General features: G+C 53.9%; 19 protein-coding genes, 1 tRNA gene and 1 other RNA gene. 12 read left to right on the top strand and 9 right to left on the bottom strand.

Annotated elements, in window-relative coordinates:
- Positions 1–10: 10 nt before the first annotated feature.
- A complete protein-coding gene (locus PHE17_RS04080) occupies positions 11–1,300 on the bottom strand; it encodes a YihY/virulence factor BrkB family protein (protein ID WP_301014539.1) in 1,290 nt (429 codons plus the stop codon).
- A 99-nt stretch (positions 1,301–1,399) separates the two neighbouring features.
- On the opposite strand from PHE17_RS04080, the gene PHE17_RS04075 reads away from it, so the two are divergent.
- Together PHE17_RS04075 and PHE17_RS04070 are read left to right on the top strand one after the other, a co-directional pair.
- Positions 1,400–2,092, top strand: coding sequence for an iron-containing redox enzyme family protein (locus PHE17_RS04075; RefSeq protein WP_301014538.1), 693 nt, complete (start codon positions 1,400–1,402; stop codon positions 2,090–2,092).
- 115 nt (positions 2,093–2,207) lie between these two features.
- Entirely contained in the window at positions 2,208–3,383 is a 1,176-nt protein-coding gene (locus PHE17_RS04070) for an efflux RND transporter periplasmic adaptor subunit (protein ID WP_301014537.1), read from the top strand.
- A 66-nt stretch (positions 3,384–3,449) separates the two neighbouring features.
- Here the strand turns inward: PHE17_RS04070 and PHE17_RS04065 are convergent, their stop codons facing one another.
- Both PHE17_RS04065 and PHE17_RS04060 read right to left on the bottom strand, forming a co-directional pair.
- Positions 3,450–5,444, bottom strand: a complete 1,995-nt coding sequence (locus tag PHE17_RS04065) for a hypothetical protein (protein ID WP_301014536.1) — start codon at positions 5,442–5,444, stop codon at positions 3,450–3,452.
- A 222-nt stretch (positions 5,445–5,666) separates the two neighbouring features.
- Positions 5,667–5,753, bottom strand: a tRNA-Leu gene (locus tag PHE17_RS04060).
- 81 nt (positions 5,754–5,834) lie between these two features.
- Between PHE17_RS04060 and queA the strand changes: the two genes are divergently transcribed.
- Positions 5,835–6,872 (top strand): tRNA preQ1(34) S-adenosylmethionine ribosyltransferase-isomerase QueA, encoded by a 1,038-nt coding sequence (gene queA, locus PHE17_RS04055; RefSeq protein ID WP_301014535.1) that lies wholly within the window; start codon positions 5,835–5,837, stop codon positions 6,870–6,872.
- A 225-nt stretch (positions 6,873–7,097) separates the two neighbouring features.
- Complete coding sequence (locus PHE17_RS04050) at positions 7,098–7,925, top strand: hypothetical protein (protein WP_301014534.1); 828 nt, start codon at positions 7,098–7,100, stop codon at positions 7,923–7,925.
- 184 nt (positions 7,926–8,109) lie between these two features.
- Here the strand turns inward: PHE17_RS04050 and folD are convergent, their stop codons facing one another.
- The 6 genes from folD to PHE17_RS04020 all read right to left on the bottom strand — a co-directional run bounded on the left by folD (position 8,110) and on the right by PHE17_RS04020 (position 15,782).
- Positions 8,110–8,967: a bifunctional methylenetetrahydrofolate dehydrogenase/methenyltetrahydrofolate cyclohydrolase FolD gene (gene folD, locus PHE17_RS04045; RefSeq protein ID WP_301014533.1), complete on the bottom strand. Its 858-nt coding sequence runs from the start codon at positions 8,965–8,967 to the stop codon at positions 8,110–8,112.
- A 94-nt stretch (positions 8,968–9,061) separates the two neighbouring features.
- Positions 9,062–10,081, bottom strand: coding sequence for a response regulator (locus PHE17_RS04040; RefSeq protein WP_301014532.1), 1,020 nt, complete (start codon positions 10,079–10,081; stop codon positions 9,062–9,064).
- A gap of 22 nt (positions 10,082–10,103) precedes the next feature.
- On the bottom strand, positions 10,104–12,974 hold the full coding sequence (locus PHE17_RS04035) for a response regulator (protein ID WP_301014531.1): 2,871 nt from the start codon (positions 12,972–12,974) through the stop codon (positions 10,104–10,106).
- Positions 12,975–12,978: 4 nt separating this feature from the next.
- The gene (locus tag PHE17_RS04030) at positions 12,979–14,817 is read right to left on the bottom strand and encodes a methyl-accepting chemotaxis protein (RefSeq protein ID WP_301014530.1); all 1,839 of its coding nucleotides are present in this window, start codon (positions 14,815–14,817) and stop codon (positions 12,979–12,981) included.
- Positions 14,818–14,854: 37 nt separating this feature from the next.
- Positions 14,855–15,337, bottom strand: coding sequence for a chemotaxis protein CheW (locus tag PHE17_RS04025; protein WP_301014529.1), 483 nt, complete (start codon positions 15,335–15,337; stop codon positions 14,855–14,857).
- 61 nt (positions 15,338–15,398) lie between these two features.
- Complete coding sequence (locus tag PHE17_RS04020) at positions 15,399–15,782, bottom strand: response regulator (RefSeq protein WP_301014528.1); 384 nt, start codon at positions 15,780–15,782, stop codon at positions 15,399–15,401.
- Positions 15,783–16,005: 223 nt separating this feature from the next.
- Here PHE17_RS04020 and ffs point away from each other — a divergent pair.
- From ffs to PHE17_RS03980, 8 genes are all read left to right on the top strand, one after another.
- Positions 16,006–16,102, top strand: an RNA gene (gene ffs / locus PHE17_RS04015) — signal recognition particle sRNA small type.
- Positions 16,103–16,138: 36 nt separating this feature from the next.
- Entirely contained in the window at positions 16,139–17,743 is a 1,605-nt protein-coding gene (gene dnaX / locus PHE17_RS04010) for a DNA polymerase III subunit gamma/tau (protein WP_301014527.1), read from the top strand.
- A 48-nt stretch (positions 17,744–17,791) separates the two neighbouring features.
- Positions 17,792–18,118 carry a YbaB/EbfC family nucleoid-associated protein gene (locus tag PHE17_RS04005; RefSeq protein ID WP_301014548.1) on the top strand — a complete coding sequence of 109 codons (327 nt, stop codon included), beginning with the start codon at positions 17,792–17,794 and terminating at the stop codon, positions 18,116–18,118.
- Positions 18,119–18,120: 2 nt separating this feature from the next.
- Complete coding sequence (gene recR / locus PHE17_RS04000; RefSeq protein WP_301014526.1) at positions 18,121–18,717, top strand: recombination mediator RecR; 597 nt, start codon at positions 18,121–18,123, stop codon at positions 18,715–18,717.
- Positions 18,717–19,061 (top strand): histidine triad nucleotide-binding protein, encoded by a 345-nt coding sequence (locus PHE17_RS03995; RefSeq protein WP_301014525.1) that lies wholly within the window; start codon positions 18,717–18,719, stop codon positions 19,059–19,061. Before recR ends, PHE17_RS03995 begins: the two co-directional genes overlap by 1 nt.
- Positions 19,062–19,089: 28 nt before the next feature.
- Positions 19,090–20,868 carry a hypothetical protein gene (locus PHE17_RS03990; RefSeq protein ID WP_301014524.1) on the top strand — a complete coding sequence of 593 codons (1,779 nt, stop codon included), beginning with the start codon at positions 19,090–19,092 and terminating at the stop codon, positions 20,866–20,868.
- A 1-nt stretch (position 20,869) separates the two neighbouring features.
- A complete protein-coding gene (locus PHE17_RS03985; protein ID WP_301014523.1) occupies positions 20,870–21,796 on the top strand; it encodes a hypothetical protein in 927 nt (308 codons plus the stop codon).
- Between the two features lie 126 nt (positions 21,797–21,922).
- Entirely contained in the window at positions 21,923–24,454 is a 2,532-nt protein-coding gene (locus PHE17_RS03980; RefSeq protein ID WP_301014522.1) for an SdrD B-like domain-containing protein, read from the top strand.
- Positions 24,455–24,487 lie beyond the last annotated feature (33 nt).

Genomic DNA, 24,487 nt, shown 5'->3' with positions numbered 1-24,487 from the left:
TTTTTTCCGCCTACAGTTTTTGGGCTGTAGCTTCCTGATCCTGTGCTTTTTCTGTATCGCGGGTATTTTCCAGCAATGCTTGCAAGGTTGTGCTCGGGTTTGCGTAAGTTTGTTCCAGCCACGTATCCGCCAGCCGGGTTTGCTGTTGAAGCTGTTTGGCTTGTTGCTGTTGCTTGGCATCACCCAGCCAGAAGCTGCGGCGGATGTCTTCCACGGTCAATTTATCCGGCGAAATCCGTAACAGGTAATGCGCAGGGTCTTCATCGTCGCGGCTGAGGATGCCGTAGCTGATCAGGTCTTCCAGCGAGGTTTCCAGCAGAAAGCGTGAAACTTGGGTGGAGCGGCGCAATTCGTCCAGTGTCGGTGGCGCTTGTTTGCTGAGGAAGCGTTGCCCGATTTCGCGTAATACCACCGCTGCCAGCAATTCGCTGGTTTGGGCGCTGGTTGCTATCGGCTGGTGGGGCAGGTAAACCGCGTCCGGGTACTGGAAGTAATACGCTAGCCGCGCCCCAGTCAGCACAATGATCCAGCTAACGTACAACCACAACATAAAGAGGAATAGGCTGGCGAAGATGGAATAAATCGCGGTTTGCTGCCCAGAACTGACCACAAAGACGGCAAACAGCCAGCCTGCGACCTGCCATGTAGCCCCGGCAAAGAGCGCCCCGCCAAACGCTGCCCACGGTTTTACCCGCGTATTCGGCATGAACAGGTAGACGAAGGTGAATGCCAGCACGATCAGCAGGGTCGGGCTGGTTTGTACCAGCGTGCCGAGTATTTGTCCGAGAGGTTCGGTGGTAGTAATGAATTGCACCAGTTCCATGCCATTCAAGGAGCTCCATAAGCCCAGTGCGGAAAAAATCAGTACCGGCCCGACCAGCACCAAGCTGAGGTAATCGCGGAATTGTGCCGATAGCGAACGCGAGCGTTTGACTTGCCACACGTGGTTAAACGCTTCCTCCACTTTTTCCATCAGCGATACCACGGTGTAAAGCAAGATTGCCAGACCCGCGAAGCCCAATACGCCGACTTGCACATTATCGACGAAGCCCAGCACTTGTTGGGTCAGTTCAGCCGCTTTTTCCCCCATCGGCGCGAGCAGGCGCAGCAGCAGCGGTTCCATCTGGTTGTGGACGCCAAAACCTTTCAGCACGGAAAAGCTCAAGGCCAGCAGCGGCACGAGCGACAGCAGGGTGGTGTATACCAGCCCCATTGCCCGCAACGTAATATTGCCCTGATGCATATCATGGAAGAGTGCCAGCAGCAATGCTTTGATGAATCGTAAAGTTTTATGGAACATATTTCAGTAGTATACCAGCGGAAACTTATGGACAATTTGGGTTCATAATCTGTTCTTGTTACATTGGCGACCCTAGCCCATTTTAGGAGGTATCCTTACGTGAACGCACCTGTTTTTCTTGAAGAGTTGAAAACCCGCGTGGCGGAACACCCGTTTTTGCGCCATCCCTTCTTGCAAATGGTTTCCACCCAGCCGGTTTCACGCCAACAGGCGCGGACGTTTGCGTTGCTGTATTACCCGCATATTTTGCGTACCCGCTTGTATCAGGCGTGTGCTTTGGGGGTAACGCCGGATGAGAACATTCAGGCGGTCATGACGGAAATCCTGTACGACGAATACGGTAACGGTAATTCCAAGCGTTCACACATGGAAATCTACCGCAAATTCATGCGGGCGTTGGACATCAGCGAGGAAGAGATTGCCAATCCACCGATTACCCCGGAACAGCAGGGTTACATCGACACCATGATGCGCATCACCCAAGGCACGGATTGGCTGGCGGCGATTGGCGTGGCGGGCATTGCGGGCGAATGGCCGATCCCGCCATATTACCGCATGTTGCTGAAAGGTTTGCGTACCGTGCCGGGCCTGGATGACGACGCGCTGGAATTATTTATCGGGCATATCGAGTTGGACATCCACCATTCCCATATCGTGGAGCAGGCGATAATGCCGTATCTGGAAACCCGCGAAGGGCAAGAGTCGCTGTGGCGGGGTATTAACCTCAACCTGAATGCGCGGCTGGTGCAATTGAGTGGCTTGCAGCGTGAGGTATTCGGCGCGTCTGCCTAAGGCGGGTTGCGCTATACTTTTACTGGTGTTAACCACCTGATGGTGGTAACTTCCTTGAAAATTCGCAGGGATTCCTGCGGTTAATAATACATGACGCTTTGAGGAAATACGCCAGATGGCTACAAGGAAACAGGTATCAGGTTGGCTGGCAACGGTGTTGGTTGCCTGCTCACTTCCCGCCTTACACGCTGCTGAAATCGTTCCGATTGAAATGACAGGTTCCCATTCACGCTCGGTGCTGGGCAGTACGGTTGTGCCTTATAAAGAGGTGACGCTGGCAGCGCAAATTCCCGGCGTGGTGAAACAGGTTGCGGGTGGGGTAGGTACTGCCCTGCAACAGGGCGCAGTGGTTTTTCAGGTGGATGACACCCAGTTAACGGCGAAACGTAATGCGGTGTTGGCGCAAATCCAGATTGCCCAATCGGGTGTGCAAAATGCCCAAGCGCAATATAACCGCGAATTGGTTTCACCGCGCAGTAAGGACGTGGGGGCAATGCCGGGTTTTGGGATGCCTGCCATGTTTGACATGATGGCAGTGCGCCCTTTCGCCAATTCCATGCTGGGCAGTTACGACTCCAAAGCGGGACGTCAGGCGGATTTGGCGAATACCGCGTCGGGCGTATCACAAGCGCAAGGTGGCCTCCAGCAAGCCATGTCGCAATTGCAGGAAATTGATTCTGCGTTGCGTGATGCCAGTGCTTACGCGCCGTTTGAAGGCATCATCATGGAAAAGATGGTGGAAGTCGGCGATACCGTGCAACCGGGGCAACCGTTGGTTAAATTCGGTTACGTGAAGTACAAGCGTTTGCAAGCCGATGTGCCGTCAGGTTTGGTGGGTAATCTCAGCAAAGACATGGTGGTCGCCGCGCGGATTGATGGCAGTGTGCAAACTTCCGTGCGTGTTGCAGAAATTTACCCCATTGCTGACCCCGCCCGCCATACCGTGACTGTCAAGTTTGATGTGCCGGTGGAAGTGACCGCCGCGCCCGGTATGTATGCTGAAATCTATTTGCCGGAAGGTAAAGCGGGCGATTCCCAGATTATGACCATCCCCGCCACCGCCTTGATGAAAGGAACCAGTTTGCCGAGCTTATTGGTGGTGAAAGCGGATAATACCTCGGAACTGCGTCTGGTGCGTTTAGGCGCTGACCAAGGCAATGGCAAGGTAGAAGTAGTGTCTGGCTTGAATGCAGGCGAACGGGTAATTGACCAGCCGCCAGCAGGTGTTGTTTCTGGTTGGATGCCGCCGGTTGCTGCGGCTCCTGCTCCTGCTGCCGCGCCAGCTAAGTAATGACAAAAACCAACTGACGTAGCCTGAAAGCTAGATGCGGACAGGCTGCTTGGTTGGGCTACGTTATCAGGGGCGATGCCCCGCATCCAGCGCCAGTTGTTCCGCCATGCGCTTGTCAAACTCCGCCGCCTCCCGTTCACCCAAGGCTGAATGGGCTTTCATGCGCAGCGACCACACGTTGAAATTCATATCCAATTGCTGGTGATAGCGCCAGTCATCCGGCGACAAAACCTTGATGGCCTGTTGTGGATGCCCGGTATCCAACAGCAGCGATGCCAGCTCTACTTCAAGCCCCATGAACCCGTTTGTGCCTGAATCATCAAGCAATTCCAGCACAGGTTGCGCCACTTGCTGCGGTGTTTGCCCCGCACTTTTGCGCAACCACGCTAGCCCCAAGCGTGCGGAGCCATTCTGGGGGTTGAGGTCAATCGCACGTTGGAATGCCTCCATCGCCCGCGCCCGGACGTTTTCATCACTTCCCGCCCAACTCCAGCCCAGTAACTGACCAAGCTGCTGCCAAGCCAGATCATTATCTGCATCCAATGCCAACAGGCTGCGAACATTTTGCACCGCCTGCCCGACATGCCAGGCATCGACTGAAGGCCACGGGCGGAAAGGATCAAACCCGATGCCAGACAAACCGTAACGTTGCGCTAAATCAGCACGCAGATAGATGACTGAGATGCTGTCGAAGCCAACCAGCGTCCAAGTAGGGTCTCCGGGTGGAATTGGCAAAGAAGCTTCCCGCCGCTGCACGATGGCATCCACCTTCCAGTGATTCAACAGGGAACGGAGCATTTGTGGGCGGGAGCTGGCTAGTTTCTCATTGAGCATCATTTCTTCGGTAAACACGGTCGGTGTCCTGCCATCAATGTAAACCTTCAGGCGTCCTCGCCCGTGCCACTCCAGATAACCACCCCAGCCATAGTCATTCCAAACCCGCAGTTCCGGTTCGCCCTTCAACACCGGCTGTAGTACTGCCATTGCGACATGCGGAAACTGCCCTTTCATTACGGGGTAATCTGCTGTGTGTAACTTGCCCCAAACGAATGGAGGCCAATAAATTGCCGTCAGCAGGGTGATGAGTAATCCCCCGTACAACCATTGCCGGTTAACAAGACGCGCAAACAGCAAGCCGAGCAAGACAGCCGAAGGTCGAATCAGCAGCAGGCCGAGTTCATACAGAAAGCGCTTACTGCTACCGCCGATGATCAGGAAAATCCCAATCAACAATAACTCTGCCGGGGTCAGCAAATCACGCCGCACCAAAGCGCCTGTGGCAATGGCGAGCAGTGCCACGAACATCAATGGCGGCATCATTTCTGGGCTGAACCATTCCCGGATATAAGCGTGCAGGTATTCACCATCGGCATGTGCGAGTAGCACTTTCAGAATCCCGAAACCATTGGGGGTGGCAAAAACCAGCATCCCCAGCAACAAGCCAACCGGCAAACGCCGTAACAGTTCCCGCAGTGCCGGTGGCCTGAAATCCGCCCCCCAGACATAGTGCAGCACCAGTGCCGCCGCGCCTACCATCACCGAGGCATGACAATTAGCCCAGATGAGAATAAGCAGGCCATACCAGAGTGGGTCACGTGAATTGCGTTGGCGATGGAACAACCAGACGGCACAGGCAAGAAAGACACCCTCGAACAAGTGCGGGCGCAAGTACATGAGTGGAAATATCTGCCAAGAAAACAGCAGTGGCGCGAGCAGCATCGCCATGGGGGTATCCACCCTAGCGCTGCGTAGCAGCAGAAAAAGGATCAGCCACCATGCGGCAGCTTTGAATAGCAATAGACCCCAGAGACCACCCACCCATTCTACGCTAGCAATCAGCACCTGAAACAGCCAAGAGAAATTAGGCCAAGCCGCGCCGGGCATACTGAAGGAATTCACTTCTCGACCCAGATACTGCTCGTGTTCCAGCACCCAGCGACCACTATCGAGTTGCCACCACAAGTCAACCGTGCGCAACGGCGTCAGGAAAAGTCCTACCAGCAGCAGCGATAGTGCTGCTGACCAGAAAAAATGGGCAGTTTGGGGTGATTCATTGACCATTTTCGGGAACCTCAGTGCAAGCAGGTATCCCTATTATTTCAAGGTTGAAATGCTGATCCAAGCCCCACGCCTATGTCTGCGTACAATTGCCATGTACCTTTTCATGTACCTGTTTACAGTGGCTATAGGCGAATTTTGGCGAAGAAGTACGAACAACTGAATGGATAAGTGTTTGCTTGAGAAGGTGTTTTGGGTGTTGACGAATGTCAAGGAGGGAAAATTTGGTGCCGGGAGCGAGACTCGAACTCGCACAATGTTACCATCGGCGGATTTTGAATCCGCTGCGTCTACCGATTCCGCCATCCCGGCTAGGATGTTGAGGTTGCGTATTCTACAAAGATTTTTTGCATTTGTCGAAAGAAATTTTACAAACTGGTAAGATTCGTTCCCATGCAACTGAGTGACTTTCATTATGAGCTTCCCCCGGAGCTAATTGCTTCCGAACCCTTGGCACAACGCACGGCTAGCCGGATGTTGATCGTGGACGGTGCAACGGGTTCATGCCGTGACGGGCAATTTACTGACGTGCAGGATTTGATCCAGCCCGGTGATTTGCTGGTGTTCAACAACACCCGCGTGATTCCGGCGCGTCTGCATGGGCAAAAAATATCAGGCGGTAAAGTAGAGGTGCTGGTCGAGCGGGTGGTGGACGCACATTCCGTGCTTGCGCATATCCGTGCCAGTAAATCACCCAAAGCGGGAACCCGTTTGCGGCTGGAAAATGCCATAGATGCAGAGGTGAGCGGGAGGCAGAGCGATTTGTTCGAGGTGCGTTTCCTGCACGCGGAAACCGTGCTGGAATTGCTTGAGTGCTACGGGCATGTGCCGTTGCCCCCGTATATTGAGCGCCAAGATACGCCTGCCGACCGCGAACGTTATCAGACGGTTTTTGCCCAGAAACCGGGCGCGGTGGCAGCGCCTACGGCAGGGTTGCATTTCGATGACGCACTGTTGTCGGCATTGCGCCAGAAAGGGGTGGAAACGGCGGCTGTTACCTTGCACGTGGGTGCGGGGACGTTCCAGCCAGTCAGGGTGCAAGATTTGTCCCAGCATGTCATGCACGCTGAATATGTGGAAGTTTCCGCGCAAGTCTGTGAAGCGGTTGCGGGGTGTCGGGCACGGGGTGGACGGGTAGTGGCAGTCGGTACGACCTCGGTGCGTAGTCTTGAAAGTGCTGCCCGTAGTGGGGTTCTAGCGCCTTTTCAAGGAGATACCCGTTTGTTCATTACGCCCGGTTATCAGTTCAGGGTGGTGGATGCGATGATTACTAATTTCCACTTGCCAGAATCAACGTTATTGATGTTGGTATCGGCGTTTGCGGGGTACGACACGATCTTAAATAGTTACAAACATGCCGTTTGTCGAGGTTATCGCTTTTTTAGTTACGGTGATGCTATGTTTCTTGCTCAACGGCGAAACAATTGTTAGTTTCACTGACTATAATCCAATGTGACATTTTTACAACTTTTGGTACAGAACGCGACAATTATTACGGTGCACCCCGCTTCTGCCGTGAAAGATAGCGCGTTTTTATCTACACTTAAACCGGAATGTGGCGTAATGAGGAGCCCCCGCTCCTGATAAGCGTCTTTTTTAGCTTTGTAAGGTGATGCCCCGTAGTCAGACGGGACTATTGTCGGAGGTTGATTGATTATGAAAAAAGGAATGACAATAAAGCCAGTGTTGGCTTTGGCGGCAGGTGTCCTGCTGTTCGCTGCACCCTTGATGTCCCATGCCGCACTTTCCATGCCTGCTGATAGCAAGCTGATTTATCGTGTGCAAGGGATGAGTGCTGGTAATGTCCTGAAAATGTATCAGGAGCCGGGCAAGAATGTGATCGTGAATATTCCCCATAATGCCACGTGGATTGTGCGCCGCAATGGGCAGAAGACCGTAGATAAGGTTGTTTGGGAAAAAGTCAGTTGGGATGACCAGACAGGTTGGGTCGTTTCCGACGCACTGGTGCATGACCCTGAAGCGACTGATGTTGCTAACGCCCGCCGTCAGTGCATGGCTGACCCAAAAGTACAGGACAAGGAATGCTGCGGCTATCCTGAAGCGGCGAAAGGCGGTGTCTTCCGTTCCGTACCTATTTATTCTGTGCAAGAACTGACTCCCGGTGAAAGCCTGATGATGTACGTTGACCAGGGTAATGACGCCATCGCCGTTGAAATCCCACACAATGCAACGTGGGTTGCTAAGCTGGGGAAAATGGGTAAAGCAGGCAAGCTGTCACTGGAACGTGTCCGTTGGGCTGGTCAGAATGGCTGGGTTAATGCAGCAAACTTGAAGTTTGACCCTGACACCACTAAAGAAGGCGACCGTAAACGCCAGAAGTGCGGTGGGATGACCACAGGGGAAGTCGATTTCCGTAAATCAGACGTTGTTTGTCTGCCAGCGCCAGTTATCCGCCGTTTGCAAGAGTCGGGCGCGTTGGATGCAGCAACTGTTGATAAGTTAAAAGCCGAAGGCAATAAATAATACTAAATGGCGTAAGCCATTTTTATGTACCAGACTATTGGTCAGTAAAGCCAATCATAAAATTAAAGGTCTGGCATCGCGTGTAGAGCTACAATAATTACGCGCAGATGTTATTAAATAATCAGAAAATTTAAGGCATCCTTATGGATGCCTTGTTTGTTTTTAGGAGGTGTGTAATTAAAAATCAGAATGGATGTTTTTCACACGCTTCCAAGGTATTTTGCATCAACATGGCTACCGTCATGGGGCCAACGCCACCGGGAACCGGGGTAATCCATGCTGCACGTTCAACCGCTGAATCAAAGTCCACATCGCCGACCAAGCGTCCTTCTGCGGTGCGGTTGATGCCTACGTCAATCACCGTTGCGCCCGGTTTGATCCACTCTCCTTTCACCAAGCCCGGTTTGCCTGCGGCGGCTACCACGATGTCAGCTTGGCGCACCAGTTCTGGGGTCATGCTGCCACTGAAACGGTGGGTAACGCTGACGGTAGCGCCCGCCAGTAACAATTCCAGTGCCATTGGGCGACCTACAATATTGGATGCGCCGACGATCACCGCGTGGCGGCCTTTGTAAACTTCCCCTGTGCTGTCGAGCAAACGCATGACGCCATACGGGGTGCAAGGGCGCAGGCCGGGGATGCGCAAGGCTAACCTGCCGATATTGGTCGGGTGGAAGCCGTCCACGTCTTTGCTGGGGTTGATCTGTTCGATGACTAGCGAAGAATCCAAGTGGGCGGGTAAGGGCAATTGCACCAGAATACCGTCGATCAGTGGGTCGTGGTTGAGTTCGTTGACCAGTTCGACCAGTTCATGTTGGGTGGTTTGCGGGGGCAAGTCGTAAGAGCGCGATAAGATGCCGACTTCTTCGCAGGCTTTGCGTTTGTGGCTGACATACACCTGTGAGGCTGGGTCGGAACCAATCAGGATGACCGCCAAACCGGGGCGGCGTTTGCCGTGTTCCAAGCGTTCTGCCACGCGCTGTTTGACTTCGGCGCGGACTTGGGCGGCTACTTTTTTTCCATCAATAATTTGGGCAGTCATGACATTTCCGTGAGCATTGGGAGCAAGAAAAGCACGCATTGTCGCATTTTCACTGAGGGGATGCCACGCCTACGGAAAGCCTAAAAAGCCCGCATCAGCGGGCGAAATTGGTTAACCATTTCGAGACCCGTTTCAGGGTTTCTTGGAATTGTTCGTGCTTGACTGGCTTAGTCAGGTAAGTTGACGCACCAGCGATTACCCCTTGCACTTCATCCAGTGGCGAGGTTTTGCCACTGAGCATGATGATGGGAGTTTTCTTCATGGTCTTGCGCGAACGCATTTGGCGGCACACTTCATAACCGTCGATGCCCGGCATAATGATGTCGAGGAATACGAGGTCGTATTGTTTTTGCCCTGACTTTTCCAGCGCTTCTTCACCTGTTTCGGCAAATTCTGCTTTGATTTGGGCGTTGCGCAGCTCAATTTCCAGTTGCTTGCGGATAGCGGCGCTGTCGTCCACCACGAGTGCGGTGTAGGTGTAATGAGCTTCTGCCGGAACTTCAGCAGGTGTTTCTGGGGCCGCTGTTGGTGTTTCTGCCTCTGTCACGGGGGCGGGAGGAGGCGTTTCTTCCGTAGAGGCTTCTGGTTCTGCGATTGGTTCGGGTTTAGGTGGTGCAATAATTGCAACCACTGTTTCTTCTGTGATTGTTTCCGTTGGTGTACTTGCCGGGACTTCTGGTGGTGCGGCTACTGCTACTGCTTCCGATGGTGCGGTTTCTACTTCGGCTTGCGGTTCTGCTGCCACGTCTTCTGCAATAGGTTCTGGTGTTGGTGCTGCTTGTTGGGGCGCTGCTTCGGATTTTGGGCGGGTTTTGAGGGTGTGGGCTGCGTCATCAAGGGTGCGCATAACGCGGGTGACGAGCAGGGGGCGTGCTAAAACCAAGTCGCAGGGTAGGGAATCATCATCGCCAATGCGGATGACCAATGCGGTATTGCCGGGTAGCGCGGTATTGTCGGAAGCAATGATGATCTGGGCGCAATCTATGGCTGGCTGAAGGGCGTAGTGTTTGCCTTGGGACGCGCCGAATGTGACGACCCGCTGGATGACAGCCTGATCTTTTTCAGGTAAGCCGAATAAACAAATGCCGATTGTTTCTGGTGTTGTCGTAAGCATAAAGGGTCTTCTCTCCGTCAGTTCAGGCTGCGAGTTGCGTTCTGAGCCACTTCTGTGTGTGTGTTTTCAGCGTTTCATTGTCAACAGGTTTGGTGAGGTAGTCATCTACCCCCGCTTGTTGCGCCATTTGCCTGTGTTTCTGGGTGCTCCGGGATGTGATCATGATGATGGGAAGGTGACGTTTTTCCGGCCATATACGGATAGCTTGCGTCATTTCCAGACCATTCATGCGTGGCATTTCCAAATCCGTGAGGATCAGTTCGACGGGTTGGTCATGCAGGCGTTGCAAGGCATCCAAACCGTCCACAGCGGTGATGGCCTGATAACCCATTTGCTCGACCATCAAGCTGAGTGATTTGCGGTTGCTGAGTGAGTCATCAACAATCAGGATCGGTGCGCGGACAGCCGCTTTTTCAGTTTTGGTCTGGTTGGCATTGCCGAGCTGTATGACGCCGTGTTCGTAGCTACGCAGCAGGCGCAAGGTATCAAGTACCGGGGCAACCGCGCCGTTGGCGAGGATGCAAGCACCGCTAACCCCTTGGGTGAGGTTGAGCCACGGGGCAAGGCTTTTGACTACGATGTCGCGGGGTTGCAGGATGGCATCAACATGTAGCGCGTGTAACTTGTGTTCGCTGGCGACCAATAACAGCGAGTGGCCTTTACGCAAGTCGGGCGGGTCTGTTTGCCAGCCCAGCAAATGGGCAAGTTGTATGACTTCCAATTTGTGGGTTTGGTGTTGGATGTACCAGTTGCCACCCTCACGGATATGTTCGTCGGCAGAAACGTACAACAATTGTTGGATGGTGCTGCCCGGAATAGCGAGGAGGTTGCCGCCCGTGCGTACCAGCAAGGCGTTGGTGGCAATCAGGGTGAGCGGGACTTGAATATGGACGGTTGTGCCGTGCCCCGGTTTGCTGCTGAGATGCAGTAAGCCTTGCAGGTTCTCGACGGCACTTTGCACAACGTCCATGCCGACGCCGCGCCCAGAGATTTCACTAACCTGATCACGGGTGGTGAAACCGGGTTGCAGGATCAGGCGTAACGTTTCTTCTTCGCTGAGTTCCTCGTCTGCTTTGAGCAAGCCGCGTTCGATGGCGCGGTTACGGATGCGCACGGTATCCAGCCCTTGCCCATCGTCGCTCAGGGTCATGTGGATGTGGCTACCCTTTTGTTCAAAGCGTAATTCAATGTGCCCGTCTTCGCTTTTACCTGCTGCTTTGCGTTGCGCAGGGGATTCGATGCCGTGGTCAACCGCGTTGCGCAGCATGTGTAACAGCGGGGCGGTCAGCCCTTGCAGGATGTCGGTATCCACTTGTAGGTTTTGCCCAAGGATAGCGATGTTGGCCTGTTTGTCAGTACGGCGGCAGGTTTCGCGCACGGTGCGTTCCATGCGGGCGGCGATGGATTGCACCGGAATCAAACGGGTGCGCAGGATGGTTTCGCTGAGCTGGCGTTGTAAACGTTGCTGCTGGTAAATGTGCTCGGAAACTTGGCGCACTTGCTGTTGCAGGCTGTAGGTTATTTCGCGGCTGTCAGCAATGGATTCGGTCAGCAGGCTGGAGGTGCTGTACAGGTCATTGTAGGCTTCGAGTTCCAGTTGGTCGAAATTACCGCCCTTGGTAGTGCTAGCGTTGACGACCCGTAGCGCGGGTTGGCGGGTGAGTTTGGTGGATTGCTGGCTGATGGTTTCGCCGAGTTCATCCAGCATCTGGCGGATATGTTCATCCTGTTGTTGCAGTTGCTTGCCGAAACTGAGGGTTTGCTGCGCATGGTCAGCAATTTGGCTGGTGGAAGTGATGAGTTCCCCTGCAAGGTTTAGCAGGCGCTGGATCGTTTCTATCGGAACGCTAAGGTGGGTGGCGCTGCTGCGCGGTATGTTAGCTGCCGGAGTATCTTCATCGCTGCCATCATCCGCCAGCATTGCAGATTGGGTGATGAAATCGGGCAAGGTGATCGGGGTTTCTGGCAACAAACCGATAGTGTCAGCGGGGTCATCGGTCGCTTGCACTTCGGGTTCGTTGGCAAGGCGCAGTTCCCATGCATCCATGTCTGCCAGCAAGGTGGCGTATTCGGCAGGCAGCGCTTTATTTTCTTGCAGGTGTTCAAACAAGGCTTCCAAACAGTCGGCGGAAGCAGCGAGTGTTTCGCCCAGCCCCTCGCTGAGGTGTTTGCTGATATTAAGGTCAAGGATGTCTTCGAGCCGGTGGGTGAAGGCAGCAATGGCTTCGACCCCGACGACCCCGCTCGCACCTTTGACAGTGTGTGCCAGCCTTGATGCTTGGCGGCGTTGCTCTGCGGTGCTGTTACCTTTGGCGATCAAGTGAATCAGGCGGGCAGCTTCGGCGATTTGCCCCGGTGTTTCTTGCAGGTAAGCATCAAGCAATTCGGGGTGAATGTCAGCGTCCCATGCCAACGGGGTATTTCCGTCGGATGTTTCGTCATCCTGCTCAGTAGCTTGGGTTTCAGCGGATGACGGGGCGGTGCGTAGCGAGATGAGGAGTGTTTGCAGGATTTCTGGTGGAATGGGTTCCGGCCATGCATCACTCATCAGTTCGGCACTAATCAGGGGCAGGTGCGAAAGCTCTTCCGGTTCGCGCAGGGCGATGGCGGTGAGTTCGATCCAGCCGAAGAGTTGCCCGCCTTGCAGCAGTTCGAGGATGGCTTCCGGTAGGTTAGCCTGAAAAGTGGCAAGTTGTTGGTGTATCCAGTCGGTGGTTTGCTGGATGCCCTCCATACCGAACATGGCGGCAGTCATGCTGAGGCGTTCGTACTCGGCAAGGGCGCTGGCAGCAGTGTCAGCGATTTCGTCGGGTTCTTCTGCCAGGGGGTTAAGGCTGGAGAGTTGCAGGGCAACTTCTTCCAGCTCTTCGGCAAAGGCGATGGCGTCGTCCATAGGCTTACGCTTCCAGTTTGAAGACGTTGACCGATTTCACTAACTGCTGCCCGTATTCCGCCATGTGTTGGGTCAGGCCAGTGAGGGATAGCAGTTCTTTACCTGTGGTCTGGGTGGCTTCAAGGATGCGTTCAGCGCGGACTTGCAGGTCTTTACTGATGGAAACCTGTTCGGCAGAGGAGTTGGCAATTTGTTCCACCGAGGCAACCAGTTGGTTGGTGGCGTCAAGGGTGGCTTGCATCTGCTCAGCCGCTTCTTCGGCAAGGGTGGAACCGTTAACAACCTGCTCAATGGTGTGATCCATCGTGGCGATGGTGGTGTTGGCTTCCTGCTGGATGTTGCGTACCAAGGTGGAAATTTGGTTGGTGGAATCCCGTGAGTTTTCCGCCAGCCGTTGGATTTCTTCCGCGATCATGGAGAAGCCGCGCCCTGCGTCGCCTGCGGCGGTGGCTTGCATACTGGCGTTAAGGGCGAGGATGGTGGTGCGTTCGGAGAGGTTGTTGATTACGTCGATAATCTGGCTGATTTCTTGCGAACGTTCACCGAGACGCTTCAGGCGTTTGCCGGTTTCTTGTACTGTATCACGGATGCTGGTCATGTTTTCCATGCTTCGGGATACAGTTTCTTGCGCGTTGCGGGTGGTGGTGGAGGTGGTGTCAGCAACGCGGTTCGCTTGTTGGGCGGAAGCGGCGATGCTGTCCAGCCGTTGCAAGATGGTTTCGAGCTGGGTGGTGGTTTCTTCCGCTTCGGTTTGTTCTAGGTGGGCGAGTTCGTTGACCGAGAGGGCATAACGGTTTACGTCTTGTGATGTGCTTTCGACGGATGAGGCAACTTGGCGTACCTGTTTGAGTACGTCGGAGGTGTCTTCCGCCAATTGGTTGATCGCGTCCGCTAGTGGTCCGGTGGCATCTTCGGTAACTTTTGCGCGGACGGTGAGGTCACGTTCGCTGAGTTCAAATACCGCATTCAGCAGGGAACCGACCGATTGGTTCAATTGGCGGTGTTCGCTGTCGATCTTGTTTTGGGTGGCAATACGCTCTTCTACCATGCGGTCGAAGTTTTCACCGAGTTCCGCCAGTTCGTTTTTGCCGCGCAGTTCTACCCGTGCGTTGAGGTCGCCAGCGGAAATCTGGCGTACCGTGCCGGTGAGTTTGTCGATGGCGTCAGCAATGGATTGGTAGATGAAGTAACCCAGTGCGGCGGCAATGAGCGTACCGGCTAAAATCAGGATGACGCCGATGACGAGGAAGCTTTTTAAGTTATTTTGGGCGGAGAGGAAGGCGTCTTCCACGGATTGGATGTCGCGCTCCACTTCTTTGTGGAGGTTGTCACGCAGTGGTTTGGTGTCATTCGCCAAGGCGTTCTTGAGGTAAAACTCAAGGATGGATTTGTCGCCGGTTTTGAGGACATCCTTGGTTTGTTTGATGGCCTCAAGCAGCTTATCGGTTTCTTTGAATGCGCTCAGGGTTTGTGCGTCTTGCGCCTGAATGTCTGCGTCTTTGACTTCCTTGTAGCGTGGCAAGATGCTGCCTTTAACATCGGCTTCGAGCTTGTCAATGATTGCTACGCCTTCCTGTGGTGTGCGGGTTCCAAGGTGTACTTCGTAAAGCAAGGCGATGTAGTCCCGCTGCATCCGACGGATGATTTTGTTGCCTTTGTCGATGGCCGTTACGCGGTGGTTGATGTCGGCGAGTGAGGCACGGCTTTGGTTTAGGGCGATAACGGCGAAAATGCCGGTAACGAAAAGGATGATCAGGGGAACGAGGATCAACATGTAGATACGGCGTGCAACCGACTGGTTGCTGAGAAAGTCGGTGAATCGCGTTGCTTTGGTTTCCATCATGCTGGTCTCCCTATGAGATGTCGTTAACATTGTTCGCTTATTTCCCTGAAGTTCGTTGGATTTGCCGTAACAGCCTGCCATGGTCGGCGGCCAACAGGGTTTGCCCGTTATGGAGTAGGGTGTGGGGAATCCAACTTGGTAAGTTTTCACCCTCTTGTTCGGTCAGGTCTTCCGCTGATAGCTTGAGTTGGTACGGAAGCCCATCACAGGTCAAGATGACCGGGGGGAATTGGGGGTGCTGGATCAAGAGCAGTTGGGTCTGCGCTGGTGCGGCTTTGCCATGCACAATTTTGTGCATATCCATGACGGGGAATAAGTCGCCACGCAGGCTAACCAGCCCGCCACACCAAGCAGGGGCAAAAGGTAACGGATAAACCGTATGGGCGGTAAGCACTTCCGCTTTCAGGTTGGGTTCCAGCAGGATCGAATACGTTCCGATACGGTAACAAAACCGGCTGCTGGCAAATGATGTAGACGAAGCTGACACTTCTTCACTCCTCGCGTATTTTTGTGTTCCCATGCTGGCCTCCTCTGCCAGAAGGGTTGGTTTTTATTGTTCTAGGATAAATGGGGTCAAGGGTCTACAAGGTGGCGATCTGCTGCAAGATGTCCTCATCCTTGTAAGGTTTGATGATGTAAGCATTTGCACCCAGCTTTTCCGCCCACTGTTGGTCAACCGCATTAGATTTGCTGGAAATCATAATGATCGGGATCGCTTGGGTCAGGGGGTTGCGCTTTAGCGCCCGGCAGGCTTGGTAGCCATCGCCATCGTCCATGATGATGTCGAGCATGATCAGGTCGGGATGCTGGCTTTCTGCCAATGCTTTCGCCTCATTGCCGGAATGAGCCGCAATGACTTGATAGCCAGCCGCTTCCAGAATGCGTGACAAATTCAGGCGTTCGGTGTTGGAGTCATCTGCGATCAGTATCTTACGGATGGCGGATGCATGGTTCTGTGCACTCAATATGGATTTCCCTTTGGCCTTTTGGTAGTCAATATCCCTTGCCTCGCTTGAGCATCACCCTGTGGGGTCAGGGTAAATAATCGTCAACAGTGTTTATAGTCAATCAAATGGCATTAAGCAAACTAATTTGTTAGTGAATGACAGATATTGCCGATGAATGCGCAAAAGCTTGTAGCTGCCCGGCAATTTCGTCATAATCGGCACTCTTCGCAATGGTGGCCTGCATTGGTTCTCCCGCGACGATAGGTGGTGAACCTTGTCAGGCCCGGAAGGGAGCAGCAACAGCCATTGATTCGGGCGCCGGGATGTGGCTGGTGTAGGCTGCCTCCACTCTTACACTATCTATAAATCATCCAATGAGTTATCAGGTTCTTGCACGAAAATGGCGGCCTCAAGACTTCCAGCAAATGGTAGGTCAGGCGCATGTATTGCGTGCCCTAATGAACGCGCTGGATGGTAATGACGGTCAGCAACGCTTACACCACGCTTACCTGTTTTCGGGCACTCGCGGGGTGGGCAAGACCACACTGGCACGTATTTTCGCCAAATGCCTTAACTGTGAAACGGGTGTTACCTCCAAACCGTGTGGGGAATGCCGTAGTTGCCGCGAAATCGCCGAAGGCCGTCACGTAGACTTGATCGAAGTCGATGCGGCTTCCCGCACTAAAGTCGAAGATACCCGCGAGCTGTTGGATAATGTGCAATACGCACCCACACGCGGACGCTTCAAAATTTATCTGATTGACGAAGTGCATATGCTTTCCGGGCACAGTTTCAATGCGCTGTTGAAAACGCTGGAAGAGCCGCCGCCGCACGTCAAATTCCTATTTGCCACCACTGATCCGCAGAAGCTGCCGGTCACGATCCTGTCGCGTTGCCTGCAATTCAACCTCAAACGGATGCCGGTGGACATGATCAGCGGGCATCTGGCGACTGTGTTGCAAAAGGAAAATATCCATTTTAACGACAATGCCTTACGCATTTTGGCACGGGCGGCAGATGGCAGTATGCGCGATGCGCTGAGCCTGACCGACCAAGCGATTGTCGCAGGCGGTGGGGCAGTGCGCGAAGAGGATGTGCAAGACATGCTCGGCCTGTTGCCACATGAGCACCTGATCGGCCTGTTGCAGTCGGTGGCGGATGATGATGGTATGCGCATGTTGGGTATCGTGGCGCAGATGGCACAACTGACTACGGACTTTATTGCCGCAGCGGATAGCTTGATTGCCTTACTGCACAGTGTTGCCGTACAGCAAGTGGTGGTGGCTGATGACGTTGATGCCGACGTGGCTGCTTTGGCGAAAACGCTAGCAGCGGCGGACGTGCAACTTTACTACCAGATGGCCTTGCACGGACGGCGCGATTTGCCACTTGCCCCTGACCCGCGCAGTGGGTTTGAAATGCTGATGCTGCGGATGCTGGCGTTCCGGCTGGATGATGGCAAGGCAGCGCAACAGGATTCCACGTACTCAACGCCAGTTGAGAAAAAAAAAATTGTAGTTGAGTCAGAGAGCAAGGAAGCGGTTGTTGTTCGGCAAGAAAAACCACGTCCTTCCGTTACTCCCCCGCAAACAACCAATGACTGGCACACCATCTTTCCCCAACTCAACCTTTCTGGCATGGCCTTGCCGCTAGCGCAACATTGCCTGCTGGAAAGTGTTACGGATGACCAAATTACGCTGTTGCTGGATGAAAGCGGTTCTAACCTGCAAAGCCCCCGCGCCGAAGCCCAATTGGGGGAAGCGCTGGCGAAACATTTCGGGCGTGAGCTGAAACTCCAGTTCAAGACGGCGGTTTTGAGCGAGGAAACGCCCGAAAAGCGGGGTTTGCGGGAACAGGCGGAAAAGCAGGCGGCGGCGGAAGCAGCGATCAGGAATGACCCTTTCGTGCGGCAATTGCAGGAAACGTTTGGCGCGGTAATTGTGCCGGGAAGCATCCGTCCGCACACGAAAAGCGATTAGTGTAGTAAACTTCACACCATTGAACAAAATGAGGAAATAAATACCATGATGGGTAAAGGCGGAATTGGCGGTCTGATGAAGCAGGCGCAAAAAATGCAGGAAAACATGCAGAAAGCGCAGGCAGAAATTGCCGCGATGGAAGTGACCGGGCAATCCGGCGGCGGGCTGGTTTCCGTGGTGATCAATGGCAAGCACGAATGCAAGCGCGTCAGCATTGACCCCAGCTTGTTTGAAGACGACAAAGACATGATCGAAGACTTGGTGACAGCCGCGATCAATGATGCCGTCCACAAGGTTGATGAAGTTTCCCGCGACCGCATGGCAGGCGTGACCGCCGGTATGCCGATGCCTCCCGGTTTCAAGATGCCATTCTAAACATGAGCGAAACATCGCTGCTGAAAGAATTGGTGGATGCCTTGCGTTGCTTGCCGGGCGTGGGGGCACGCACGGCACAACGCATGGCATTTCACCTACTGGAAAATGACCGGCGCAGCGGTGAACGTTTGGCAAAGGTCATGGCGCAGGCGATGAGTGACATCCGCCATTGCAGCCGTTGCCGCACCCTTACTGAGCATGAAACTTGCCGCATCTGCGCTAACCCAGCGCGGCAAAAAGAACTGCTGTGTGTGGTGGAACACCCCTCCGACGTGGTGGCGGTGGAACAGGCAACAGGGTATCGCGGTTACTATTTCGTCCTCGGTGGGCGTTTGTCACCGCTGGATGGCATCGGCCCCGAAGACATTGGCCTTGATTTGCTGGAAGCCCGCTTGGATGAAGGTGAAGTGCAAGAATTGATCCTTGCCACCAACCCGACGGTGGAAGGCGAAGTGACCGCGCATTACATCAGCGAACTGGCGGCGAAACGCAATATCCCGGCTTCGCGCATTGCCCACGGCGTACCGATGGGTAGCGAATTGGAATACGTCGATAGTGGAACCCTTTCCCACGCCTTTGAAGGACGGAGAAAATACTAATGAGCAACTGCCTGTTCTGCCGTATCGTGGCAGGTGAAATCCCAGCGAAGTTGGCCTACCAAGATGAGTCAGTCATCGCGTTTTACGACATTAATCCACAAGCGCCCTTGCATGTGCTGATTATCCCGCGTAAGCACATTGCCACCATTAATGACCTGCAACCAGCCGATGCGGAATTGGTCGGCAAGTTGTATTTGGCAGCCCAAAAGATTGCCGGTGATGCCGGGTATGCGGATGAGGGCTACCGCGTGGTGATGAATTGCGGGGAAGATGCGGGGCAAAGTGTGTTCCACATTCATTTGCATTTGCTGGCAGGACGGCATTTGAGCTGGCCACCGGGCTAAACGCTTCTCTCTCGATAAGGGCTAAACCATGAAATTCCATGCAGGCATTATCCTATGCCTTTTATCCCTGTGGCTTGGGGGCTGTGGGGATGAGAAACCGAAAAGTGTGATGTTGCCTGCGGTTGATAAGTTCGCTGACACCAGCGCCTTGGCGCAAGCCGTGCCGCGCGAGCAACTGAATTCCAAAATCCCGCCATTGGCAGATTACTGGCAGCGCGTGCAACAGGCGTTGCAGGCTGACCCGCCGGTATTGCAGTTGACGGCGCAGGAATTGCCCAATGCCAAAGCCCAATTGGCACAGAAACTGGCAGTCGCCAACCCCGATTTCCTCAAATTTACCCGCGATGAAAAGACCCACGAACCGTTACGTAATGAAATCATGACGGTACGCAAGGCGTTACCGGCGGATTTCAACGGTTCAGCAGGGCCGTGTGCGCAGGCCGAATGCTGGAGGGTGGAGATGTATAGCCATTTCCATAATGCTTCCACGCTGGCGTTTGTGGATGTGGCGCAGCAGCAAGTGCTGGGTGTTAGCCGTCAGAATTACGCACAGCCCGATTTGCCGCCGCGTTTGGTGGAATTGGCGTCGGCAATTGCCGGGGCAGCACCGGAAGTGCAAGCCATTTTGCAGGACAGGAACCGTCAGCCGGATAAGAAAGAGTTCAAGACTGCCTTGCAGGATTCGATGTGCGAACGTTCGCACCACCTGTGTGTTGCTCCAACCTATGTGTTTGAAAACGATGCCTTGTGGGCGATTGTGGATTTGACCGACGGCAAGCTGGTGGGGACGCGCTGGACGGATTTGGGTTCAAGCGGCCCCAAAACCGTGGTGACAGAACGCAGTTTGGAAAATGAAAGTACCTTCCGCAACTTCTGTGAAAAGGTGAACAGCCTGTCGCAGGACGGCTGGAAGATGGATTATGTGATCACGGGGTCGGATGGTTTGCAGCTTTCCAATGTGCAATTCAATGGCAAGCAGGTGATGAAAAGCGCCAAAGTGCTGGATTGGCATGTGAGCTATTCGACGCGGGAAGGCTTTGGGTATAGCGATGCGATTGGTTGCCCGCTGTTCAGCGCGGCGGTGGTGATTGCTTACAACGGGCCAAAAACCGAGCCGATTATGAAAGATGGGCAGGAAGTGGGGTTTGCGGTGGTGCAGGATTTCCGCCAACCGCCCTGGCCTACGCCGTGCAATTACCGTTATGTGCAGCGCTTTGAATTTTACAAGGATGGGCGTTTCCGGGTGGCGCAGGCTGATTTCGGGCGCGGTTGTGGGACGGATGGGATGTATCGCCCGGTGGCACGGATTGATTTGGATGCAGCGGGGGCGGGCAGCGCCGAAACGGTGGCGGAATGGAATGGCACGGATTGGACGGCGTGGGATAAAGAGCAATGGCGTTTGCAAGATGATGCCAAAGTTACCCCTGAAGGCTACCAATACCGGGTAACGGGCAAAGATGGCAAAGGTTTCTACGTCGAGCCGGGTAATGCCCAGTTTGGCGATGGTGGGCGCGGCGACCATGCGTTTACCTATTTCAGTGCCTACAAGCCGGAAGAGGGTGAGCAGGATACGGTGACGCTGGGTTCGTGCTGCAACAAAGATTACAAGCAGGGGCCGGAACACTTCATCGAGCCAGCGGAGCCGTTGCAGGATAAGAATCTGGTACTGTGGTATGTGCCGCAAATGAAAAATGACGGTAATCCGGGTAGTGAATATTGCTGGGCAGATACGCGGGTCAAGGATGGCGTGCAGAATATCGAGGTCTGGCCTTGCTGGTCGGGGCCTATGTTTGTGCCGGTGAAATGATATGCAAAAACGCTATGTTGTGCTGGGTTTGATGGTGCTGCTGGCAGGCTGCGGCAAACCGGATGTGGGTAATTTTAAGCCGGGTGTGGCGGATGCTTGCCGGGCGATGCCTGCGTTCATTGCCAAAACCGGCTTGGGTTCGCGGGTGGCGATTGATACCCAGCAGCAGGGGTATGTCGGATTGCGCTTACTGCAACCGGAATCGGGGCAGGCTTGGCAGCATCCGACGTGGGATGATGCGGGGCATGTGGGGGCGTTTGCGCGTGACCGGGAAGGGAATATTTACGTTGCACCAACGCCGGAAGTCAGCCTTGCGGAAAATCCGCCCGCACTGCAAAACCGCATTTACCGGATTGATGCCAAAACCGGGGAAATGGCGCAGTGGTTGGAATTGCCTGCGGCAGCACCAGCGTCATCGTCTAACCCATTCGGGGTGATGGGGCTGTTTTACGATTGCGATACCCATAGCTTGTACGCCAGTTCGTTGGCGGGGTCGGGGGCGCGGCAGGTATTGGGGCGGATTTACCGCATTGATATGGCAACGAAAACGGTGGTGAACCAGTTGGATAATACCGATGCCTTGGGGGTCGGGGTATTCAATGGGGCAACCCAGAAGCGCCTGTATTTCGGGGCGGCACGTTCGTCGGATGTGTACTCAGTAGCTTTGGATGCGAAGGGGGATTTTACAGACGACTTGCGCCACGAGTTCGCGCTGGCAAGTTTGCCGGATGGCAATAGCACGAGTGTGCGTAAGTTCAGTTTCGGGCAGGATCAGCAGGGGCAGTTCCTGATGCAAGTGAAGGAGGCGGAGTTCGGCTTCCGGCTGATGGCGGAAAATAACCCGCACAAACGCATGTATCGGTTCGTTTATCAGGCAGTGCAAGATAGCTGGCAGTTCGCGGGGGCGACGCCGGAGGCTGGTGAATAAAACGACCGCTCTTCGGTTTCTGGTTTGCCCTCCAGTCGATCAGTGGTATGCTTTTGACGATTAGTGATATTTATCGACCGTAAATATTCGACCATCCCAACAACGATAATAATGGGCGCGGCAAAAATGTATAAAAAGAAATCTTCATGGGCATGGGGTAGGGCTGGTGTAAGCATCTTGCTATTGTCTTCAGTGGCTGCTTATGCGGATATGACCGGCACTGCTTTCAGCGATTTCAACGGTGATGGTGTCCAGCAAGCTGGGGAAGTGGGGCGTGCGGGGATCATCGTCAAGGCGTTCCAAGCGGGCAATCCGGTTGAAACAGCCAGTGCCGTGACCGATGCTTCTGGTCAATACACCTTAAAACCACCAGCTTACCCAGTACGTGTGGAGTTTTCATTCCCAACCGATACCTGTGGGTTAGACCCAACTTTAGATTTCCCCGCGACCAATGGCGATAAGTATGGCACGTCCACGCAGTTTGCGAGTGCGGATGGGGAAGTGCATAACTTTATTTTCAACTACCCTGCCGATTTTTCCACCGATGATAACCCACGGGTATTTTTGACCCGGATGGCGAATGGCGACCCGCTGGCGGGTGGTGATGTTGCTGATTTTCCAGCAGTTATGAGCTTCCATTACCAAGATTCTGGGGTTGCGGCAAACTCTGAGCGTGGGGGAGGTGCAGCGCCTGCGTATGATGTGGCTGCTATCCAAAAGCAAGTGGGTTCCGTTTACGGTACGGCTTACTCGCGTCAGGCTAAGAAAGTGTTCGTTTCGGCCTTTATGAAACGGCATTCCGGTATGGGGCCGTTGGGCGGCGGCGGCATTTACATGCTAAACGCCGAACCACCGTTTGACACTGCCGCTAACGTGAGCTTTGTGGATTTGGGTGCCATCGGGGTAGCTACTAGCGATGAGTCTGGTGCATATAGCGCGGTTGTTAGCCCTGATAGCCTAACTGTCCAATACAATGCAGTGATCGGTACGAATACGGAACGGGGTTTGCCTTCCTCGAAGGGCAGCCCGAACGCTGACCCGGTGGCGTATTCCCAAGTGGGCAAAGTGTCTTTGGGTGACATGGACATTTCCGAGGATGGGCGTTACCTCTATGTCGTGAACCTGTATGACCGCAAGTTATACGAGTTGGATTTGACTGACCCCGCTAAACCTGTTGCTCCTACAGCGGCAAAAGCCAAAGGGTTTGCTGTCCCCAATGCTTGTTCGGCTAAAGGCGGCGAAGCCCGTCCGTTTGGTCTGAAAATAGCCCGTGGTAAGGCGTATGTTGGGGTAACGTGTTCCGGTGAAGATGCTTCTGGGGCGGTAACAGGTGCAACGGCGGACATGACCGGGGATATTTTTGAATTTGATTTGAAAGCCCAAACGTGGAACAGCACACCGTTGGTGAGTTTCCCCTTCGACTACCGTGAAGTGGGTGGGGTTGATCCGTGGGGAACCGTGCCGTGGCATCCGTGGTCTTCGACCGCATGGACTGGGGATTGGGAACGCGGTGAGCCATTAGTGTCCGATATTGAGTTTGACAACGGTGGCAACTTCATCATTGGTGTCATGGACGTGCGCGGTCATCGCCTTGGTCACAATAACTATAATTTGTCGGGTACTAGCTTTATCAGCATTGCCACTACCGGGGAAACCTTGCGTGCCGCCCGTGATACGTCGGTAAAAGCCTGTAAGTACAATATCCAAACCACGCCTGAGTTTTATAACGATAACCTTAAACACGCGGAAAGCTCCCAAGGCGCATTGGCGGTACACCATACCGCTGCCAGCGACCAAGTGATGTCAACCTTTATGGATCCGGTAGATATTTGGTCGGCAGGTGTGCATCTGTACAACAACAAAGACGGTTCGCGGGTACACGGCGATACTGGCTATGAAGTTTTCTACAGTGCGGGCGGTACAAACCCTGGCCCTGCCAACTTTGGTAAGGCTGCTGGATTGGGGGATTTGGAAACGGTTGAAATCGTCCCATCCATCGAAATTGGCAACCGCGTCTGGTTGGATGTGAATAAAGACGGCATTCAAGATGGCAATGAAGCGGGTCTTGACGGTGTGGATGTCACCCTGAAATGTGGCACGGATGAAAAGACAATCCAAACAGCCAATGGCGGTCAGTATTATTTCACCAATGTTGCGGGCGGAAATGCAACCTTCATGGATGCCGGGGAAAGCTGCACCTTGAGCGTTGATAATAAACAAACCGCGATTGCCAACCGCAGTATGAGTCCAACCGATGCAGGCGGGCAAACAGACAATGCTATCCAGACTGACATCCACGACTCAGATGCCAAGCCGAATGGTACGACGGCAGAAGTCGCCTTTACGGTGGGCAATCCCGGCGAGAACAACCATTCCTTGGATTTTGGTTATCTGCCAGCGTTTGACTTAAGCATCAACAAAACAGTGGACAATGCCAACCCCAACCATGGCGACACGGTGGTGTATACCCTTGTTGTCACTAATGCAGGGCCAGATACTGCGCCCGCAGCAAAAGTGACCGATGTATTGCCAGCCGGTATCACTTACGTCAGTGATGATGGTGCGGGCAGTTACGATTCCGCCACGGGTATTTGGACGGCGGGTGATATGGCGAAAGATGCCAGCAAGACCTTAAAAATTACTGCGAAGGTCAATTGAGCAACAAATTACCAGTTCTCAAATAAAATAATA

Source organism: Thiothrix sp. (assembly GCF_028714775.1).
In the GTDB taxonomy this organism is placed as follows: Bacteria; Pseudomonadota; Gammaproteobacteria; order Thiotrichales; family Thiotrichaceae; genus Thiothrix.
This window is presented reverse-complemented; position numbering and strand designations above follow the sequence as displayed.

Bases quoted from the DNA above. Each gene is read 5' to 3' on its own strand.
- PHE17_RS04080 (WP_301014539.1), bottom strand. From the start codon at position 1,300: ATGTTCCATAAAACTTTACGATTCATCAAAGCATTGCTGCTGGCACTC.
- PHE17_RS04070 (WP_301014537.1), top strand. From the start codon at position 2,208: ATGGCTACAAGGAAACAGGTATCAGGTTGGCTGGCAACGGTGTTGGTT.
- PHE17_RS04065 (WP_301014536.1), bottom strand. From the start codon at position 5,444: ATGGTCAATGAATCACCCCAAACTGCCCATTTTTTCTGGTCAGCAGCA.
- queA (WP_301014535.1), top strand. From the start codon at position 5,835: ATGCAACTGAGTGACTTTCATTATGAGCTTCCCCCGGAGCTAATTGCT.
- PHE17_RS04050 (WP_301014534.1), top strand. From the start codon at position 7,098: ATGAAAAAAGGAATGACAATAAAGCCAGTGTTGGCTTTGGCGGCAGGT.
- folD (WP_301014533.1), bottom strand. From the start codon at position 8,967: ATGACTGCCCAAATTATTGATGGAAAAAAAGTAGCCGCCCAAGTCCGC.
- PHE17_RS04040 (WP_301014532.1), bottom strand. From the start codon at position 10,081: ATGCTTACGACAACACCAGAAACAATCGGCATTTGTTTATTCGGCTTA.
- PHE17_RS04035 (WP_301014531.1), bottom strand. From the start codon at position 12,974: ATGGACGACGCCATCGCCTTTGCCGAAGAGCTGGAAGAAGTTGCCCTG.
- PHE17_RS04030 (WP_301014530.1), bottom strand. From the start codon at position 14,817: ATGATGGAAACCAAAGCAACGCGATTCACCGACTTTCTCAGCAACCAG.
- PHE17_RS04025 (WP_301014529.1), bottom strand. From the start codon at position 15,337: ATGGGAACACAAAAATACGCGAGGAGTGAAGAAGTGTCAGCTTCGTCT.
- dnaX (WP_301014527.1), top strand. From the start codon at position 16,139: ATGAGTTATCAGGTTCTTGCACGAAAATGGCGGCCTCAAGACTTCCAG.
- PHE17_RS04005 (WP_301014548.1), top strand. From the start codon at position 17,792: ATGGGTAAAGGCGGAATTGGCGGTCTGATGAAGCAGGCGCAAAAAATG.
- recR (WP_301014526.1), top strand. From the start codon at position 18,121: ATGAGCGAAACATCGCTGCTGAAAGAATTGGTGGATGCCTTGCGTTGC.
- PHE17_RS03995 (WP_301014525.1), top strand. From the start codon at position 18,717: ATGAGCAACTGCCTGTTCTGCCGTATCGTGGCAGGTGAAATCCCAGCG.
- PHE17_RS03990 (WP_301014524.1), top strand. From the start codon at position 19,090: ATGAAATTCCATGCAGGCATTATCCTATGCCTTTTATCCCTGTGGCTT.
- PHE17_RS03985 (WP_301014523.1), top strand. From the start codon at position 20,870: ATGCAAAAACGCTATGTTGTGCTGGGTTTGATGGTGCTGCTGGCAGGC.
- PHE17_RS03980 (WP_301014522.1), top strand. From the start codon at position 21,923: ATGTATAAAAAGAAATCTTCATGGGCATGGGGTAGGGCTGGTGTAAGC.